Source organism: Streptomyces soli (genome assembly GCF_003999195.1).
Classification (GTDB): Bacteria; Actinomycetota; Actinomycetes; order Streptomycetales; family Streptomycetaceae; genus Actinacidiphila; species Actinacidiphila soli.
In genome coordinates, this window is sequence record NZ_RJVR01000222.1 from 1 (window position 1) to 16,311 (window position 16,311).

Consider the following 16,311-nt stretch of genomic DNA (forward strand, 5'->3'; position numbering starts at 1 on the left):
CGGCCGAGCGGCGTGCCCGGCATCCCGGGCAGCCCGGCGGCCAGCAGGGCGAGCGTGGCGGACGCGGCGCCGCCCGACAGGTCGGCGCCCACGCCGGGCGCGGGGGTCTCGCCGGGCTCCGGTACGAAACGGGGCTGGGCCAGCCGGGCCCGTACGGCGTCGATCAGGGCGTCCCGCACCCCGGCGATCGCGGTGTCCGCGTCGGAGGTCGGGGCGCCCACGACGAGCGAGGCGGACGGTTCGTAGTCGGCGATCTGCGGCACCCCGTCGCGCAGGATCAGCGCATGGCCGGGCGCGACGCGCCGTACGCCGGCGTACGGCGTGCCGTCGCCCAGCGCTTCGGGCGAGTCGGGGCAGGCGAGCAGGGCGGCCAGATGGGTGACGTCCAGGGCGGCCTCGGTGAGGTCGGCGAGGGGGAGCGCGGCGGTCGCGTACGCCGTGCCGCCCGCCCAGCGCGTGTGGAACACCGGCCGTGCGCCCGCCAGGTCACCGAGCACCGTGATGCGGCGGCCGATCTGCAGGACCGCCGTGTAACTCCCGGGCCAGGCGGTGAGATGCCGCAACGCCCCACCCCGAGCGGCGAAGAGACCGACCCTCAGCTCGTTCTCGGAGGCATGGCAGCGCCCGAGCACGGCGAGCCGGGCCACCTGAGGGTCGTGCCCGTTTCCGCGTCCGTTGCCACCGTCCGTGCCGTTACGCCCCCCGCTACGCCCGCCGTTGGGCTCCGCCTGCACGATCCGTACCTCGTCGGACCGCCAGTCGCCCACCACCCACAGGGGGTCCGGATCACCCCACAGGAGCTGCGCCCCGACAGGCACCACCGTCCGTACCGCCGCTCCGGGGCCACCTGGCCCCGCGGCGGCGCTGCTCCACCCCACCAGCCACCGCATCGCCGCCTCCGCTCCCGTGTGGGCAACATGCTGCCACGGAGCGGGGCGCAAAGAGGTGTATGAGGGCAGGGACGAGCTACCGGCCGTGCCGCCAACAGGGCCGGTTCAGGGCGGGTTCAGGGTCGTTTCGTGGTCAGGCCATCTGCAACTCCCGTGCCCGAAAGGCGACTTCGCACAGCTTTACGGACTTGAAACGTCGCTTTCACGCCAAAATGTTTGAGGCTCCCGAAATATTCTTGACGGCCCTGTAAAGCCCTGGCGCGCCGCGGTCCGGGAGGCGTGGCTGCGCCTCCCGGACCGGTCCGCCGCCCGCGGGGATTGTGACGACGGAGCCCCCTGGCCCGCCGTCTCCCCCCAAAGCCGCTAATGGGGGCCGCGGGCCGACCCACGCCACCATGGAAGCGCTCCCGCCCGAACCGGCACAGAGCGCGCAGCCGGGCGCACGGCCGCATACGCCGGGAGCACGCGCCAGCAGCAGGGCAGGAATCTCGCCATCCGGGACAACAGCTCTTAACGGTCGGGATGCGGCGAACTACTCTGGGTGCACCCGAGTTTGCGAACGCCCCGAAGTCTCCACAAGTGGAGTCGGGGCGGCCGTTCTTGCGTCGAACTTGCGTCGTAGGGCGTCCGGCGAGGAGTGCTCATGAACAAGGAACACCGAGGGCCGAATGAAAAACTCGGCACCCTTCTCTCGCTGGCCGGCATCAGCAACGCCGGACTCGCCCGCCGGGTCAACGACCTGGGCGCGCAGCGCGGGCTGACCCTCCGCTACGACAAGACATCCGTCGCCCGCTGGGTCACCAAGGGCATGGTCCCCCAAGGCGCCGCGCCCCACCTCATCGCCGCCGCCATCGGCTCCAAGCTCGGCCGCCCCGTGCCCCTGCACGAGATCGGCCTCGCCGACGCCGACCCGGCCCCCGAGGTCGGCCTCGCCTTCCCGCGCGACGTCGGCGAAGCCGTCAAGTCCGCCACCGACCTGTGGCGCCTCGACCTCGCCGGCCGCCGCGGCCCCGGCGGCAGCGGCAGCGGCATCTGGCAGAGCCTTGCCGGTTCCTTCGCCGTCTCGGCGTACGTCACCCCGGCCTCGCGCTGGCTCATAACCCCCGCCGACGCGCGCGTCGCCCGTGACGCCGCGGCCCCCGGCATGAACCACGTCGGCCACTCCGACGTCGCCAAGCTCCGCGAGGCGGCGGAGGACGCGCGCCGCTGGGACTCCAAGTACGGTGGCGGCGACTGGCGTTCGGGGATGGTGCCCGAATGCCTTCGCGTCGAGGCCGCGCCGCTGCTGCTCGGCTCGTACAGCGACGACGTCGGCCGCTCCCTCTTCGGCGCCACCGCCGAACTCACCCGCCTCGCCGGGTGGATGGCCTTCGACACCGGCCAGCAGGAAGCCGCCCAGCGGTACTACATCCAGGCCCTGCGGCTCGCCAGGGCCGCGGCGGATGTGCCGCTCGGCGGCTACGTCCTGGCATCGATGTCACTCCAGGCCACCTACCGCGGCTTCGCCGACGAAGGCGTCGACCTCGCCCAGGCCGCCCTCGAGCGCAACCGCGGCCTCGCCACCGCCCGCACCATGTCCTTCTTCCACCTCGTCGAAGCCCGCGCCCACGCGAAGGCCGGCGAATCCGCCGCCTGCGCTGCCGCCATCTCGGCGGCGGAGGGCTGGCTGGAGCGGTCCCGGGACGGCGACGCGGACCCGGCGTGGCTCGGCTTCTACTCGTACGACCGGCTCGCCGCCGACGCCGCCGAGTGCTACCGGGACCTGCGCAAGCCGCGCCAGGCGCGGAGCTTCACGGAGACGGCGCTCGCCCGGCCCACGGAGGAGTTCGTCCGCAGCCATGGGCTTCGGCTGGTCGTTTCCGCTGTGGCCGAGCTCGAGTCCGGCAACCTGGATGCGGCGTGCGCGGCCGGTACGAAGGCGGTCGAGGTCGCCGGGCGCATCTCGTCGGCCCGGACCACGGAGTACGTGCGGGACCTTCTGCACCGCCTCGAGCCGTACGGCCACGAGCCGCGCGTCGCCGAGCTCCGCGAACGTGCCCGTCCGTTTCTGGCGGCACCGGCATAGTTTTCCCCCACCCCGCCCCTTCCCGAAACCGGGGCTCCGCCCCGGACCCCGCTGGGGGCTCCGCCCCGGACCCTCCCCCCAGCCTGGCGGCTGGGTGGGGGTCCTCCCCCGGACGGAGTCTGGGGGAGAGTGCCCCCAGGTCCTCAAACGCCGGACAGGCTGAATTTGCCACCCGGCGACGATGCCCGGGGCCCACGGGCCGGCGCCGTCGGGCTTCTCGCCGTCGCCGAGTGTGCCAGGGTTTCGGGAAGGGGCAGGGTGGGGGAGGAAACCAACCGGGAGGTGCGCCCCGTGGAAACCGCAGACGTCGTGGTGATCGGCGCCGGCATTGTCGGCCTGTCCACGGCCTATGCCCTGACCCGGGCCGCGCCCGGCAGCAAGGTCACGGTCCTTGAGAAGGAAGCAGCTCCGGCCCGGCATCAGACGGGGCGGAACAGCGGGGTGATCCACAGCGGGATTTATTACCGCCCTGGGTCGCTCAAGGCGCGGTATGCGACCCAGGGCGCAGCGGAGATGGTGAAGTTCTGCACGGCACATGACATCCCGCACCACGTCACGGGGAAGCTGATCGTGGCGACGGAGCGGGAGGAGCTTCCGCGGCTGCACGCGCTCGTGCAGCGTGGCCGCGAGAACGGGATTCCGGTACAGGAGCTGGGGCCGGCGCAGATCGCGGCGTACGAGCCGCATGTCTACGGGCAGGCGGCCATCCATGTGGGGACGACCGGGATCGTGGACTACGGGGCGGTGGCCGCGACCCTGGCGCGGCTGGCGACCGACGCGGGGACGGGGATCCGGTACAACGCGCAGGTCAAGGCGATCCACCGGTCGGCGGGCGGCGAGGTGGTCGTGGAGACGGCGACCGGGTCGGCCGTGCGTGCCCGGGCGCTGGTCAATTGCGCGGGGCTGCACAGTGACCGTGTGGCCCGCATGACCGGGGACGCGCCGGACGTGCGGATCGTGCCGTTCCGGGGGGAGTACTACGAGCTGGCGCCGCAGGCGCGTGACCTGGTCCGGGGGCTGGTCTACCCGGTGCCGGACCCGGCGTTCCCGTTCCTCGGGGTGCATCTGACGCGGGGCATCGACGGCGGGGTCCATGTCGGCCCGAACGCGGTGCCCGCGGCGGCCCGGGAGGGCTACCGGTGGCGGACCGTCCGGCCGCGCGACGTCGCGGAGACGATCGCGTTTCCCGGGACGTGGCGCATCGCGCGCCGGCACTGGCGTTACGAGACGGGGGAGCTGCACCGGTCCCTGTCCAAGCGGGCCTTCACCGCCTCCGTCGCCCGCCTCCTGCCCGACGTCAAGCCCGCCGACCTGCGGCCCGCCCCCGCCGGGGTCCGGGCCCAGGCGGTGCTGCGCGACGGCACCCTGGTCGACGACTTCCTCTTCGCGGGCAGCGGCCCCTTCGTGCACGTGCTCAACGCCCCCTCCCCCGCCGCCACCGCGTCGCTGCCGATCGGCCGCGAGGTGGCCGCCCGCGCACTGGCAGCCGTTCACGCCCCGTAAAATCGAGCATTATGTCCCGCACCCCCACGCCCCGCTTCGCCGGTGGTCCCGCCGCCCACCCGCATCCCGAGGCACATTCCGAGCGCCGGATCCGCACCTTCCACCCGCGCCGTGGCCGGGTCACCACCGGCCAGGCGGCAGCGCTGGAGCGGCACTGGGCGGACTGGGGGGTGGACATCGACGGGAGCGCCCTGGACCTGGCGGAGCTCTTCAAGGGCGCGGACCTGGCGCCCGGGCTCCCGATGATCCTGGAGATCGGGTTCGGAATGGGCGACGCGACGGCGCAGATGGCGGCCGCCGACCCCGGGACCGGGATTCTGGCCGCCGATGTGCACACGCCGGGGCAGGGCAATCTGATCTCGCTCGCGGAGCGGGACGGCCTGTCCAACATCCGGGTCGCGAACGGCGACGCCGTCATCCTGCTGCGCGACATGCTGGCCCCGGACTCCCTCGCCGGGCTGCGCGTCTACTTCCCGGACCCCTGGCCCAAGGCGCGGCACCACAAGCGCCGCATGATCCAGCCCGAGTTCGTGTCCCTGGCCGTGTCCCGCCTGCGCCTCGGCGCGACCGTGCACTGCGCGACCGACTGGGAGCCGTACGCCGAGCAGATGCTCGAGGTGCTGTCCGCCGACCCGCACCTCACCAACGCGTACGAAACAGGGGGCTACGCCGAGCCGCGCCCCGCCTTCCGCCCGATGACGAAGTTCGAGCAGCAGGGGCTCGACAAGGGCCACGTGGTCCACGACCTGCTGTTCACCCGCACGGTGTAACCAGGGACACTCGCACGGCGTAAGCCGCGACCGCGTAAGGTCGATGGGTGTCCTCGTACGCGCATGCGCCCGACTCGCCCCCACCGAGCCCTCCGGCCGATCCCGAGTATCCGGTCCACCACGACGGTCGCGGCTACTACAAGCCGCGTCGCCCCTTCTGGGAGAACAAGACCTTCCGTGTGGTCGGCCTCTTCACGGTCCTCGCCCTCTGCGGCGTGATCATCCTGGCTCTTGTGCGCCGTCAGACCGGCACCGAGGGGTTCCTCGTCGGCCTGGCCCTGGCGATCCTGCCGGTCCCGCTGCTCGGCTCGGCCTTCCTGTGGCTGGACCGGGTGGAGCCGACGCCCTGGCGGAACGCGGTGTTCGCCTTCGCCTGGGGCGCGTGCGCGGCGACGCTGGTCGCGATCCTCGCCAATTCGTACGCGACCCATCTGCTGGCCACGACCTTCACCGCGACGCCGTCCCAGACCAACACCCTGGGCGCGACCTTCGTGGCCCCGATGGTCGAGGAGTCGGCGAAGGGGTCCGCGGTCCTGCTGCTCTTCCTCTTCCGGCGCCGGGACTTCACCGGGATCGTCGACGGGGTCGTCATAGCCGGGCTGACCGCCACCGGCTTCGCGTTCACCGAGAACATCCTCTATCTCGGCTCGGCCTTCGGCGAGGACCAGGCGTACGGCTTCAGCGGCATCGCCTCCACCACCGCCGCGACCTTCTTCGTGCGCGTCGTGATGACCCCCTTCGCGCACCCACTCTTCACCTCGCTCACCGGCATAGGCTTCGCCATCGCCGCCACCAGCCCGCCCGGCAAGGCCCGTCGCTGGCTGGCTCCGCTCGGCGGCTGGCTGCTCGCGATGGTCCTGCACGGCACCTGGAACGGCTCGGCGTCGCTGTCGCCGCTGGGCTTCCTCGCCGTCTACGCGATGCTGATGATCCCGCTGTTCGGCCTGCTGGTCTGGCTCGCCGTCTGGTCCCGCTCCAACGAGCTGAAGACCATCCGCACCCAACTCCCGGTCTACGCCATGGCCGGCTGGATAGGCCTCCCCGAACCCGTCGCCCTCGGCTCGATGAAGGCCCGCGGCCTGGCCCGTACGATGGCCCGCCACACCCACGGCGAAGCCGCCGCCCGCACCGTACGCGAGTACGTCTCCTTCGCCACGGCCCTGGCCTTCCTCCGCGCCCGCGCCACCCGCGGCGCCGCCGGCCCCGACTTCGCCGCCCGCGAGAACGAGCTCCTGCACCACCTCTGGCAGCGCAAGTCGGTCGCCGAGCCCGCCCTTACGCAGGCCGCGTTCACCATCCAGCCGCCGTATCCGCCGGTGTGGACCCAGCCGTACGCGTACCCGCAGCCCTATCAGCAGCAGCCGCCGTACCAGCAGCCGTACGGGTCGTACGGGCCCGGCCCGTACGACCCGTATCGCCGCTACTGAGTGCCGACCACCGCCCCGACCAGGAGTACAGCCGTCAGGGTCGTCGCGAAAAGGGCACGTTTCACCAAGGACATGGTGCATAACGTAGCGGAGTCAGTCGGCTACTTTCGGCAACTCGGGCTCGCTACCCGGACGTCACGTGAACCGCCGCACGTACATCGTCATGACGGATCTCCCTGAAGTCCGGGTCCTGACATCCCGACGAACTCGAGCGGCCCGGATCGACAGCGGCGAAAATTGCCGGGTAGGTCGTGTCGATCCGGGCGGGTGCCGCCCGTCGTATCGGTGAAAGGCCCGAACCGCGGGCCGGGCGAGAGAGGACCGCGCCATGTCGCAGTACCTGATCCTGATCTACGGAGACGAAGCGTCCTGGGACCGGACGAGCCCCGAGTTCGTCGAGCAGCTCCACAAGGAGCACGCCGCCTTCCTGCAGGCCAACGCCGGCGCGGTTCGGGCGGGCGAGGCGCTGCACCGGACCGGCACCGCCACCTCCATCCGCAAGGACGGGGGAGGCGTCACCGTCACCGACGGGCCCTTCGCCGAGACCAAGGAGGCGCTCGGCGGCTTCTATCTCGTGGAGGCCGCCGACCTGGACGAGGCGATCGCCGTCGCCCAGCAGGTCCCGGCCCCCTTCGGCGGGGTCGAGGTCCGCCCGATCCGGGCCGTCGACTTTGACTGACGACGTCACCGACGCGGTGGCCGCGGAGGTCGCCGCCGCCGTCGCCGACGCGCACCGTCACGAGTGGGCCTTCGTGCTCGCCGCGACGGTGCGCGTCACGCGCGACCTGGACGTCGCGGAGGAGTGCGTCCAGGACGCGTACGCCAAGGCCCTCACCACCTGGGCCGATGGCGGCATCCCGCGCCGCCCCGGCGCCTGGCTCACCACCACCGCCCGCAACCGGGCGCTCGACGCGATGCGCCGGGACGCCACCCTGCGGCGTTCGCTGCCGCTGCTGCTGCTCGATGAGGAGTCAGCCATGGGGGCCACCACCTGGGACGACTTCGTCGACGACCGCCTTCGGCTGATCTTCATGTGCTGCCACCCCGCCCTCGCGGAGGAGGCCCGGATCGCCCTCACCCTGCGGCTGCTCTGCGGCCTCACCACCGCCGAGGTGGCCCGGGCCTTCCTGGTCAGCGAGCCGACCATGGCGGCCCGCATCACCCGGGCCAAGAAGAAGATTGCGGCCGCCGGTATCCCCTACCAGGTGCCGCGCGCCGAGGAGCTTCCGGCGCGGGTCGAGGCCGTGCTCACCGTCGTCCAACTGCTCTTCACCACCGGCCACACCGCCCCCGCCGGCGACGACCTGGTCCGCCGCGACCTGGTCGAGCGCGCCCTCGACCTGGCCCGCATGCTGCGCACCCTGCTCCCCGCCGACCCGTCGGTGGCCGGGCTGCTCGCCCTCATCCTCCTCACCGACGCCCGCCGCGACACCCGGGCCGCGCCCGACGGCCGGCTGCTGCTTCTGGCGGAACAGGACCGTACGCGCTGGGACCGGGCCGCCATCACAGAGGGCATCGACCTCATACGGGAGGCACTGGCCCGGCGCCATCGGCCGCCCGGCCGCTACGCCCTGATGGCCGCCATCGCCGCCGTCCACGCCGAGGCCCCCAGCTGGGACGACACCGACTGGCGTGAGGTCGTCGCCCTCTACGACCTGCTCGTCCGGCTCTGGCCCTCACCCGTGGTCGCCCTCAACCGCGCCGTCGCCCTCGGCTTCGCCGCCGGTCCCGCGGACGGCCTCGCGGCCCTGGACGCCCTCGCCGCCGAGCCGCAGCTCGCCGGGTACGGCTATCTGTCCGCCGCCCGCGCCGACTTCCTGCGGCGCCTCGGGCGCACGGCGGAAGCCCGTACGGCGTACGAGGAGGCGCTGCTCCTCACCGAGAACAGCGTGGAACGGGACTTTCTGGCCGGGCGGCTGCGTCAGCTCGCGGGCTGAGCGGCCTGAGCCGTTTGCCCGCCTCGGACCACCAGGTCGTCCAGCAGCTCGCGGGTCGCCTCCGCCACCGCCTCCACGGCCCGGTCGAAGGCCTCGCGGTTGTGCGCGGCGGGGGCCCGGAAGCCGGACACCTTGCGTACGTACTGCAGCGCGGCTGCGTGGATGTCGTCCTCGCCGACCTCGGGCATCACGGGCGGGCGCAGGGTCTTGATGCTTCGGCACATGCCTCCAGTGTCACCCCTTCCAGGGCGCGGTGCGGGGCCTTCGGTGCCACCACCACCCGTGGCCGTGGGCGGCCTCGCCGAGCCACGCCTCGTCCTCCACCGTCAGCCTCATGAAGACCCCGTCCACCTCGCCCAGCGCCTCCCGGAACAGCGCCCCGACCGGCGCCCCCATCCCGTGCACGTACTCCGGGATCCGGTCCCTGGCGGTGAGCCCTTCCCGGTAGCCCTCCTGCGTGAGGCCGTGGCCCGCCTCGATCCGCCGCACCGTCCGCTCCCAGACGGCCAGCTCCCGCCCGGCCTCGGCGCCGGCGTCCGCGTGCTCCCCGCCGCCGTACGGCGCGTGCCGGAGCGCCTCCAGCGCCGCCTCGTAGCCCTCCACGACCGGCGTCTCGACCTGATTCTCCGTCATGCCTGTTCTCACCCTCCGGACCTGCGGGGCAGTCGGAACCGTCCGTTGTCTGTGACCGTGTACGAGCAGACGTCTACAACGTACGAGTTCGCGAGCCCCGTTATGCGACGCCGCCCCGCCCGCGCTCATGGCCGCCTCCGTCGTGGTCCACGACGACCAGGTCTCACCGTCCGGCGCAGCTTCGGCGAGCGCTTCCTGCCGGGGTGTGGCGCGTACCGTGCGGCACCTGGCTGGTCGCCCCCAACCTCGTCCTAGGCGACGACCATCTCGGCCTACGCACCACCGAATCCGGTGTAGGCCTGACCTTCGTGTCCGGCCGCCTGTACACGATGTCCAAGCCCGCCTTCGAACTCGACCAGAACGACCACACCCCCCGTCAGGGCCGCGCGAGTTAGCCCTGGCACCACCTCAGGTCACGCTTCGGCATATCACCCCGTTCCCGGGACAACCGCACATCCCTACTGCAACGATCTGATTCTCAATCACAGGGGGACATGTGCCTACACCGACCAATCCCACCCCACCCGAAACCCCGCCCACCAACATGAACACCAACACGGGCAACCAGGTCCACATCAACCACACCACCACCCCCGGCACCACCCCCAGCGCCCCGAGCGCAACCGCCCGCGCCGCAGGCATCGGCACCCTCTTCTCCGGCATGGCCGCCCTCATCCTCGCCGGCGGCGCCACCCTCGGCCTCGCCGGCGGCGCCACCCTCCAGGCGAAGACCAACGTCCTCCCCATCGGCAACCCCACCCCGACCGTCACCACCACCGTCACCGCAACGGCCACCACCACGGTCACCGCCAACCCCGCCGCCGCCAACGCGGACACCGCCACCACCGGCAGTTCCACCGGCCCGACCGCCATCGCGAACGACGGCTGGCTCGTCTTCTACCGCGACACTGAAACCGTCGGCTACGGCGGCATGAACTTCGGCACCAAGCCGCCCAGGGGCAACACCGCCGGCTCCGAATTCCGCATCGGCGGCACCCAAGGCGGCGACCCCTACATCGAGCCCGACAACGACCACACCATCGTCCGCCTGACCAAGACCGGCACCATCGGCCCCAAACTTTGCAAGTCCGAGGCCACCAGCCACGCCTACCAGTACAAGATCATGCCCATCCAAAAGGGCTACAGCTACTGCATGTACCTCCAGACCGGCAGCAACGGAAACCTCGCCGTCCTCCTCACCACCCTCGAAGTCACCAACAACGGCCTCGAAAACAGCACCGCCCGCTTCTCCGTCACCATCTGGTCCGACCCCAGCGAATAACCAGCCCGCGACCTGCCACCGCCCAGTCATGTCAGTGGCTCCTGTTAGAACTGGACCTTCACGACACGACTCAGGGGGCCAACGTGACTGACGCGGCGCACCATCTCCACCCAGTCACTGGGCTCTACGAGAAGCTCATCACCAGCCGACTTGAGGAGCGCATCAAGGAGCTGGGAGCCGAGGGCTGGGGAGCCATCGACGAGGTCGTGGGCAAGGAATCCGCCCCGCATGTCCTGTCCCGCCACATCGCGGTCACTGTCGAACGCGTCCTCCAGGGCCTGTCGCCCGCCGAACAGGTCCTCGCCGCGAACCTGATCCTGGAGTCGCTCGGGACTGTCGATGGCGCCAAGCAGTGGGTTGACCTCGTGGTCGACGGCCCGCGTCAGCTGCTAGCACTCACGGAGGAGGAGGCCCCGGGCGTCTACGCCGTGCGCCCCGCCACCCCGCTCTCCGAGACGGCTCTGATTACGAACTCCCCCGAGGACCCCAGCCTGGGCTTCGAGCTGCGCGCCGAGCTCGCGACGGCGGATCGGGTTGACCTGCTGTGCGCCTTCGTGAAGTGGCACGGGCTGCGCGTGCTGGAGCAGTCCCTCAAGGCGGCGCACGCTCGTGGAGTCCCCATCCGCGTCATCACCACTACCTACATAGGTGCCACAGAGCGCCGGGCCCTGGACCGACTCGTCCGGGACTTCAATGCCGAGGTGAAGGTCAACTACGAGCTTCGCTCCACCCGCCTGCACGCCAAGGCATGGCTCTTCCGCCGGGCGACGGGCTACGACACGGCCTACGTCGGCAGTTCCAATCTCTCGAAGGCCGCGCTTCTCGACGGCCTGGAGTGGAACGTCCGCCTGTCCTCGGTCGCCACTCCCGCCGTACTGAAGAAGTTCGAAGCGACCTTCGACTCCTACTGGAGCGAGCCTGCCTTTGAGTCGTACGACCCGGATCGCGACGGCCAGCGGCTTGACGAAGCGCTAGCCACCGCCGGAGGCACCAGCAGCCAGGGCACGCGCAAAATCAGCCTGTCCGGGCTTGAGGTTCGGCCGTACCCGCACCAGCGCGACATGCTGGAACGGCTGGAGGTCGAGCGTGACGTCCACGACCGCCACCGGAACCTTCTCGTGGCCGCCACGGGCACCGGCAAGACGGTCATGGCGGCCCTGGACTACAAGCATCTCCGCAAGAAGCTCGGCCGCGATCTGAAGCTGCTCTTCGTCGCGCATCGCAAGGAAATCCTGGAGCAATCGCTCCGCACCTATCAGGACGTCCTGGTCGACCCGAACTTCGGGGAACTTCTCGTCGGAGGCGAGATCCCGGAGAACTGGACCCACGTCTTCGCGAGCGTCCAGTCACTCAACGCCCGCTCCTTGGAGCGCTTTGCCTCCGGCCACTTCGACGTTGTCGTGATCGATGAGTTCCACCACGGCGTGTCCCCGACCTACCGGAAGATCGTCGACCACTTCGCGCCCGAAGAACTCCTCGGACTGACCGCCACGCCTGAGCGCATGGACGGTCGCAACATCCAGGACGAGTTCTTCGATGGCCGCATCGCCGCTGAGCTGCGGCTCTGGGAAGCTCTCGAGAACGACCTTCTGAGCCCCTTCCACTACTTCGGCGTCACCGACAACACTGACATGAGCGCCATCACCTGGAAGCGCGGCGCCTACGACATCGGGGCTCTGGACAATCTCTTCACCGGCAACGATGCTCGCGCCCGCCTCGTCGTCCAGGCGGTCAATAGCAAGGTCTCTGACCCCGGACGTATGCGTGCTCTGGGGTTCTGTGTCTCAGTTGCTCACGCGCACTTCATGGCTGACTTCTTCCGCAGGGCCGGCCTCAACGCGAAGGCCCTATCGGGCGACACCCCGCGCGAGGAGCGTAAAGCAGCCCTCGACGAACTCAAAAACGGCACGCTTCAGATCCTGTTTTCCGTTGACCTCTTCAACGAGGGGCTCGACATCCCCGACGTAGATACGTTGCTCCTCCTCCGGCCGACCGCCAGTGCCACAGTCTTTCTGCAGCAGCTCGGGCGCGGTCTGCGCCGCAGCGAGGGCAAGGCCGTGCTCACCGTCCTGGACTTCATCGGCCAGCACCGCAAGGAGTTCCGCTTCGAGGAGCAGTTCCGCGCCCTGACGAACCTCACCCGCAATCGGCTGCTGGCCAACATCGAGCACGACTTCCCTCAGCTGCCTTCCGGCTGCCAGATCATCCTTGAGCCCAAGGCCAAGCAGCTCATCATCGACAACGTCCGCAGTCAGCTCAGCGTCAACGTCACCCAACTCGCCCGCGAGGTCAGCGCCTACGCCGAGCCCGCCCTCGCCGACTACCTCCGCGAGAGCGGCCGAGAGCTCAAGGAGATCTACCGCGGCAACGGCAACTCCTGGACAGGCCTCCTCCGCCGGACCAAGCTGCTCGTCGACCCCGCCCCGGCCGGCGAGACCGAGCTGCTTAAGCGGGTCTCCGCCTTCCTCCACGTCGATGATCCGGCACGCGTGACCGCGTACCGACACCTCCTCACCGACGACGCTCCCAGCTACGACGAACTGGACGAGCAGGGTCAGGCCTACGCCCAAATGCTCTTCTTCTCCCTTTGGCCGCTCGGCAACGGCTTCTCGACCTACCAGCAGGGCTTGGACGCGCTCCGCGCTCAGTCCGCCTTCCGCAGCGAGCTCGACCAGGTCCTCTCGTACGGCCTGGAGCAAGCCGAGCACATCCCCATCCCCCTGCTGGGCGCCCACCACAAGCTGCCCCTCACCGTCCACGCTTCCTACAGCCGCGAGGAGATCCTGCCCGCGCTGGCCCAGTCCGCCGTCGGCGGCTTTCTGCCCGGGCACTTTCGCGAGGGTGTGAAGTGGTGCGAGAGCATCCAGACCGACGCACTGCTCATCACCCTCGAAAAAGACGAGAAAGACTTCTCCCCTCAGACCCGGTACAAGGACTACGCCATGAGCGAGTCCCTCTTCCACTGGGAGTCCCAGAACCAGACATCCAGCGCTTCGCCGACCGGCCTCCGCTACCGGAAGCACCGCGATATGGGCACACACGTCCTCTTGTTCGTCCGCCGCTACAAGAAGACCGACATCGGCGGTCCCCAGCCCTGGATGCTTCTCGGCCCTGCCCACTACGTCGAACACAAGGGCAGCAACCCGATGGGCATCGTATGGAAACTCCAGCACGAGCTCCCGGCGGACGTCTGGACGTACTCAGCTATCGCGGCGGGATGAGGATCCGCAGGCTTTCTTGAGCAGCTCCGCCTCAAAGTGCATCTGGGCACGGTCAAGGATGTCGTCCGGGTCGCAGCCTCGGTCGGAGAGCCAGTAGAGGAGGTCGGTGATCATTTCGGCAGCGGTCTCCGCTACCGCCGGGGTGCTGCGGAGAGGGCGGGACTCGCTACTGCGCCACTGCAAGGCGTAGAGCTCGATCATCGTCATTCCACGCTCCACCCTCTCGTGACCGGCGGGCGGTCTCGACACGACCCTGGGGTTCGAGAACTCACAGCAGACGGCCTTGCCTGCCACCGTGGAGTGGGCGAACCAGCTGTCGGAGACGGCGGCCACGAGGCCGAGCCCCCGGCCGGATTCCTCGAAGGGCGACGCCTGGCGGCATCGGGGGAGAACGGGGCTGGTGTCGTGCATCTCAATGCGGAGGCGGTCGGCGGCATCCTCTATCACCAGGGTCGCGGCGGACCCCTCGCCAACGTGTCTGATCACGTTGGCCGCAAGCTCGGAGACGGCGAGTTGGGCGTCGTCGGTGATGCCTGAGACGTCCCATGCCGCGAGCTGGCGGCCCACGGCCCGGCGGAGGCCTGCGAGAGCTTGCGGCTCGGCCTCAAAGGGCAGGACGCACTGTCGGTGGGGTTCGTTGGCTCGGTAAATGGGCACGACTACAGCCCCCTTCGAGGTCACTGGGCGTAGGCAACTACTAGCGCTCTGCGATCGAGTATCGCATGAGATGTTCCGCCATGTAACTTCTCACAAGATTTCCGAGGGTGAATCTGGTGGTGCATCAACTGAGCCGAGACATAGCCTTGTTGCCGCTGGTCAAGCGAGGGGCCGGCGCCAAAGGAAGGTAGCAGTCATGACAGCGAGAGCCACTACTCGCCGCCGCCAGCTCGGTGCCACCATGCGCAAGCTGCGTTCGCGCAAGGGCATGACGCTGGAAGAGGCCGGCCGTCTGGTCGGAGTGTCCAAAGCCACGGTGAGCCGGTACGAGACGACCGAGGGACCGGTCAAGTGGCCCATCGTGGATGCGCTCTGTCGCGAGTACGGAGCCAGCGATGTGGAGCGCGAGGCCGTCGTGAACATGGCCAAGGACGCGAAGCAGCAGGGCTGGTGGAATTCGTTCGCCGACTCGATCCCGGAGAGCATGAACCTCCTGCTCACGCTGGAGGACGAGGCAACGCGCGAGGACCACTTCGCCTGCCTGTACGTCCCTGGCTTGCTGCAGACCCGCAGATACAACGAGGCTGTCCAGCACGCTTCCGAAATGCGCCTTCCGCCGAGTGAAGTCGATCGGCTGGTGGACATCCGCATGAAGCGGCAGGAAATTCTCAGCCGCCCCACCCCTCCCCACCTCTGGGCGGTACTCGACGAATCGGTCGTCCGACGAGTGGTTGGCGACAGGGACGTCATGCGGGAACAGCTGACGCACTTGCTGGCTGCCAACGAAGCGCCGAACATCACCCTCCAGGTGCTGCCCTTCTCCAAGGGTGCGCACTCTGCGGCCATGGGCAGCTTTGTGATCCTCGGAGGCAGCGAACCGTCATTGGATGTTGTGTACGTCGACATCCATGTCGGGTCGCTCTTCATGGAAAAGGAGGAAGAGTTGGCGCGATACCGGTTGGCCTTCGACTACCTGCGAGCGCAAGCCTTGGACATGGCCGCCTCCTCGGCCCTGATCGAACGAGTCTGTGAGGAGTTGTGATGCGCGAGTTGATTCCGCACGTGCCGCAAGGGATGTGGTTCAAGTCCTCCTACAGCGGGGCGAATACGAGCGAGTGCGTGGAGACGGCGATTCTCGCGGACTTCGTGGCGGTGCGTGACTCTAAGCGTCCTGAGGGCCCGGCGCTGGCGTTCTCGCAGTCTTCTTGGGCGCAGTTCATCATTTCGGTAGGAGAGAAGAAGCTCGCGTAGATCTTGTTGCGAAGCTGGGGCTTGAACGTTCCTGCAACACCCCTGCGAGCGACCTTGTGTCACTGCCGGGCAACATCACGTATCCGCTGATCGGCGAGCGACGTTTCCGGAGCATCTGGAGTCCCGAGCGTCGGAGCGTGTGTCATGAGTCGAGTCGTGCAGTCCAGCCGTCGTCTGTTCCTCGCGGCTTCCACGGCGGCGGCCACCCTGTTGGCGGCGGCATCGCCCGCGTCCGCTAGTGCTGTCGGGTACGGCAAGGTGGGCAGCTTTTGCTACTCCGTGAAGGGCGTGAATCTGTGTGCGCCTGGGGCGACGATCGGTCATTTCATTCAGGGGCATGGCCGGACGATCACCCGGCAGGAGGCTTCGGTGCAGGACGTGTTCGGGGCTGACACCGGGGGCGGGAAGTGGTGCAACTGGCGGATCGACTGGCGGTATGCCGACGCGGATGGAGAGACGTACCTCAGGAGTAAGGGGGATATGCACTACAGCTGCAGCTTTGTCACGTCGGTGGGCCGTGTCGACTCGTCGAGGCGGACGTTGAAGCACTACGGGAAGGCTTGCGCGGAATTCTTCGCCGGTGGGGAGAAGCGCGGGTCGCAGTGCCACAACATCATCGAGTAGCGAGGCGGAAGCAGCATGCCCGAGAGGTCGTCGAACCTGCAGATGAGGCGC

Annotated in this window: 15 protein-coding genes and 1 pseudogene; 12 read left to right on the forward strand and 4 right to left on the reverse strand. The window is 69.4% G+C overall.

The window, feature by feature from the left end; translation table 11 throughout:
• Positions 1-890 (reverse strand): annotated as a pseudogene (locus EFK10_RS21440) (asparagine synthase-related protein); the annotation flags it as partial.
• Between the two features lie 643 nt (positions 891-1,533).
• On the opposite strand from EFK10_RS21440, the gene EFK10_RS21445 reads away from it, so the two are divergent.
• The 6 genes from EFK10_RS21445 to EFK10_RS21470 all read left to right on the forward strand — a co-directional run bounded on the left by EFK10_RS21445 (position 1,534) and on the right by EFK10_RS21470 (position 8,592).
• Positions 1,534-2,955, forward strand: a complete 1,422-nt coding sequence (locus EFK10_RS21445) for an MFS transporter (RefSeq protein WP_127357277.1) — start codon at positions 1,534-1,536, stop codon at positions 2,953-2,955.
• 291 nt (positions 2,956-3,246) lie between these two features.
• On the forward strand, positions 3,247-4,458 hold the full coding sequence (gene lhgO, locus EFK10_RS21450; RefSeq protein WP_127357278.1) for an L-2-hydroxyglutarate oxidase: 1,212 nt from the start codon (positions 3,247-3,249) through the stop codon (positions 4,456-4,458).
• A gap of 11 nt (positions 4,459-4,469) precedes the next feature.
• The gene (gene trmB, locus EFK10_RS21455; protein WP_127357279.1) at positions 4,470-5,228 is read left to right on the forward strand and encodes a tRNA (guanosine(46)-N7)-methyltransferase TrmB; all 759 of its coding nucleotides are present in this window, start codon (positions 4,470-4,472) and stop codon (positions 5,226-5,228) included.
• Between the two features lie 47 nt (positions 5,229-5,275).
• Positions 5,276-6,655 carry a PrsW family intramembrane metalloprotease gene (locus tag EFK10_RS21460; RefSeq protein ID WP_127357280.1) on the forward strand — a complete coding sequence of 460 codons (1,380 nt, stop codon included), beginning with the start codon at positions 5,276-5,278 and terminating at the stop codon, positions 6,653-6,655.
• A 328-nt stretch (positions 6,656-6,983) separates the two neighbouring features.
• Entirely contained in the window at positions 6,984-7,334 is a 351-nt protein-coding gene (locus EFK10_RS21465; RefSeq protein WP_127357281.1) for a YciI family protein, read from the forward strand.
• Complete coding sequence (locus EFK10_RS21470; protein WP_164836096.1) at positions 7,327-8,592, forward strand: RNA polymerase sigma factor; 1,266 nt, start codon at positions 7,327-7,329, stop codon at positions 8,590-8,592. The genes EFK10_RS21465 and EFK10_RS21470 overlap by 8 nt, the downstream gene beginning before the upstream one ends.
• On the opposite strand, the gene EFK10_RS21475 is transcribed toward EFK10_RS21470, so the two are convergent.
• Both EFK10_RS21475 and EFK10_RS21480 read right to left on the reverse strand, forming a co-directional pair.
• A complete protein-coding gene (locus tag EFK10_RS21475) occupies positions 8,577-8,816 on the reverse strand; it encodes a DUF2277 domain-containing protein (protein ID WP_127357282.1) in 240 nt (79 codons plus the stop codon). The genes EFK10_RS21470 and EFK10_RS21475 overlap by 16 nt on opposite strands.
• 10 nt (positions 8,817-8,826) lie before the next feature.
• Positions 8,827-9,225 carry a hypothetical protein gene (locus EFK10_RS21480; protein ID WP_127357283.1) on the reverse strand — a complete coding sequence of 133 codons (399 nt, stop codon included), beginning with the start codon at positions 9,223-9,225 and terminating at the stop codon, positions 8,827-8,829.
• A gap of 203 nt (positions 9,226-9,428) precedes the next feature.
• On the opposite strand from EFK10_RS21480, the gene EFK10_RS21485 reads away from it, so the two are divergent.
• From EFK10_RS21485 to EFK10_RS21495, 3 genes are all read left to right on the forward strand, one after another.
• Positions 9,429-9,620 carry a hypothetical protein gene (locus tag EFK10_RS21485; RefSeq protein WP_127357284.1) on the forward strand — a complete coding sequence of 64 codons (192 nt, stop codon included), beginning with the start codon at positions 9,429-9,431 and terminating at the stop codon, positions 9,618-9,620.
• A 149-nt stretch (positions 9,621-9,769) separates the two neighbouring features.
• The gene (locus tag EFK10_RS21490) at positions 9,770-10,507 is read left to right on the forward strand and encodes a hypothetical protein (RefSeq protein WP_127357285.1); all 738 of its coding nucleotides are present in this window, start codon (positions 9,770-9,772) and stop codon (positions 10,505-10,507) included.
• An 83-nt stretch (positions 10,508-10,590) separates the two neighbouring features.
• Positions 10,591-13,728, forward strand: a complete 3,138-nt coding sequence (locus EFK10_RS21495; protein ID WP_127357286.1) for a DUF3427 domain-containing protein — start codon at positions 10,591-10,593, stop codon at positions 13,726-13,728.
• On the opposite strand, the gene EFK10_RS21500 is transcribed toward EFK10_RS21495, so the two are convergent.
• Positions 13,708-14,385 (reverse strand): ATP-binding protein, encoded by a 678-nt coding sequence (locus tag EFK10_RS21500; protein ID WP_164836097.1) that lies wholly within the window; start codon positions 14,383-14,385, stop codon positions 13,708-13,710. The two genes, EFK10_RS21495 and EFK10_RS21500, sit on opposite strands and share 21 nt — an antisense overlap.
• Before the next feature lie 196 nt (positions 14,386-14,581).
• Between EFK10_RS21500 and EFK10_RS21505 the strand changes: the two genes are divergently transcribed.
• The 3 genes from EFK10_RS21505 to EFK10_RS21515 all read left to right on the forward strand — a co-directional run bounded on the left by EFK10_RS21505 (position 14,582) and on the right by EFK10_RS21515 (position 16,260).
• Positions 14,582-15,427, forward strand: coding sequence for a helix-turn-helix domain-containing protein (locus EFK10_RS21505; RefSeq protein ID WP_127357288.1), 846 nt, complete (start codon positions 14,582-14,584; stop codon positions 15,425-15,427).
• Complete coding sequence (locus EFK10_RS21510; RefSeq protein ID WP_240677375.1) at positions 15,427-15,636, forward strand: DUF397 domain-containing protein; 210 nt, start codon at positions 15,427-15,429, stop codon at positions 15,634-15,636. The genes EFK10_RS21505 and EFK10_RS21510 overlap by 1 nt, the downstream gene beginning before the upstream one ends.
• Before the next feature lie 156 nt (positions 15,637-15,792).
• Positions 15,793-16,260 carry a hypothetical protein gene (locus EFK10_RS21515; protein WP_127357289.1) on the forward strand — a complete coding sequence of 156 codons (468 nt, stop codon included), beginning with the start codon at positions 15,793-15,795 and terminating at the stop codon, positions 16,258-16,260.
• The last annotated feature ends 51 nt before the right edge of the window (positions 16,261-16,311 follow it).

Coding starts and splice junctions, on each gene's coding strand:
- EFK10_RS21465 (WP_127357281.1), top strand. CDS start 6,984: ATGTCGCAGTACCTGATCCTGATCTACGGAGACGAAGCGTCCTGGGAC.
- trmB (WP_127357279.1), top strand. CDS start 4,470: ATGTCCCGCACCCCCACGCCCCGCTTCGCCGGTGGTCCCGCCGCCCAC.
- EFK10_RS21475 (WP_127357282.1), bottom strand. CDS start 8,816: ATGTGCCGAAGCATCAAGACCCTGCGCCCGCCCGTGATGCCCGAGGTC.
- EFK10_RS21480 (WP_127357283.1), bottom strand. CDS start 9,225: ATGACGGAGAATCAGGTCGAGACGCCGGTCGTGGAGGGCTACGAGGCG.
- EFK10_RS21490 (WP_127357285.1), top strand. CDS start 9,770: ATGAACACCAACACGGGCAACCAGGTCCACATCAACCACACCACCACC.
- EFK10_RS21445 (WP_127357277.1), top strand. CDS start 1,534: ATGAACAAGGAACACCGAGGGCCGAATGAAAAACTCGGCACCCTTCTC.
- EFK10_RS21510 (WP_240677375.1), top strand. CDS start 15,427: ATGCGCGAGTTGATTCCGCACGTGCCGCAAGGGATGTGGTTCAAGTCC.
- EFK10_RS21505 (WP_127357288.1), top strand. CDS start 14,582: ATGACAGCGAGAGCCACTACTCGCCGCCGCCAGCTCGGTGCCACCATG.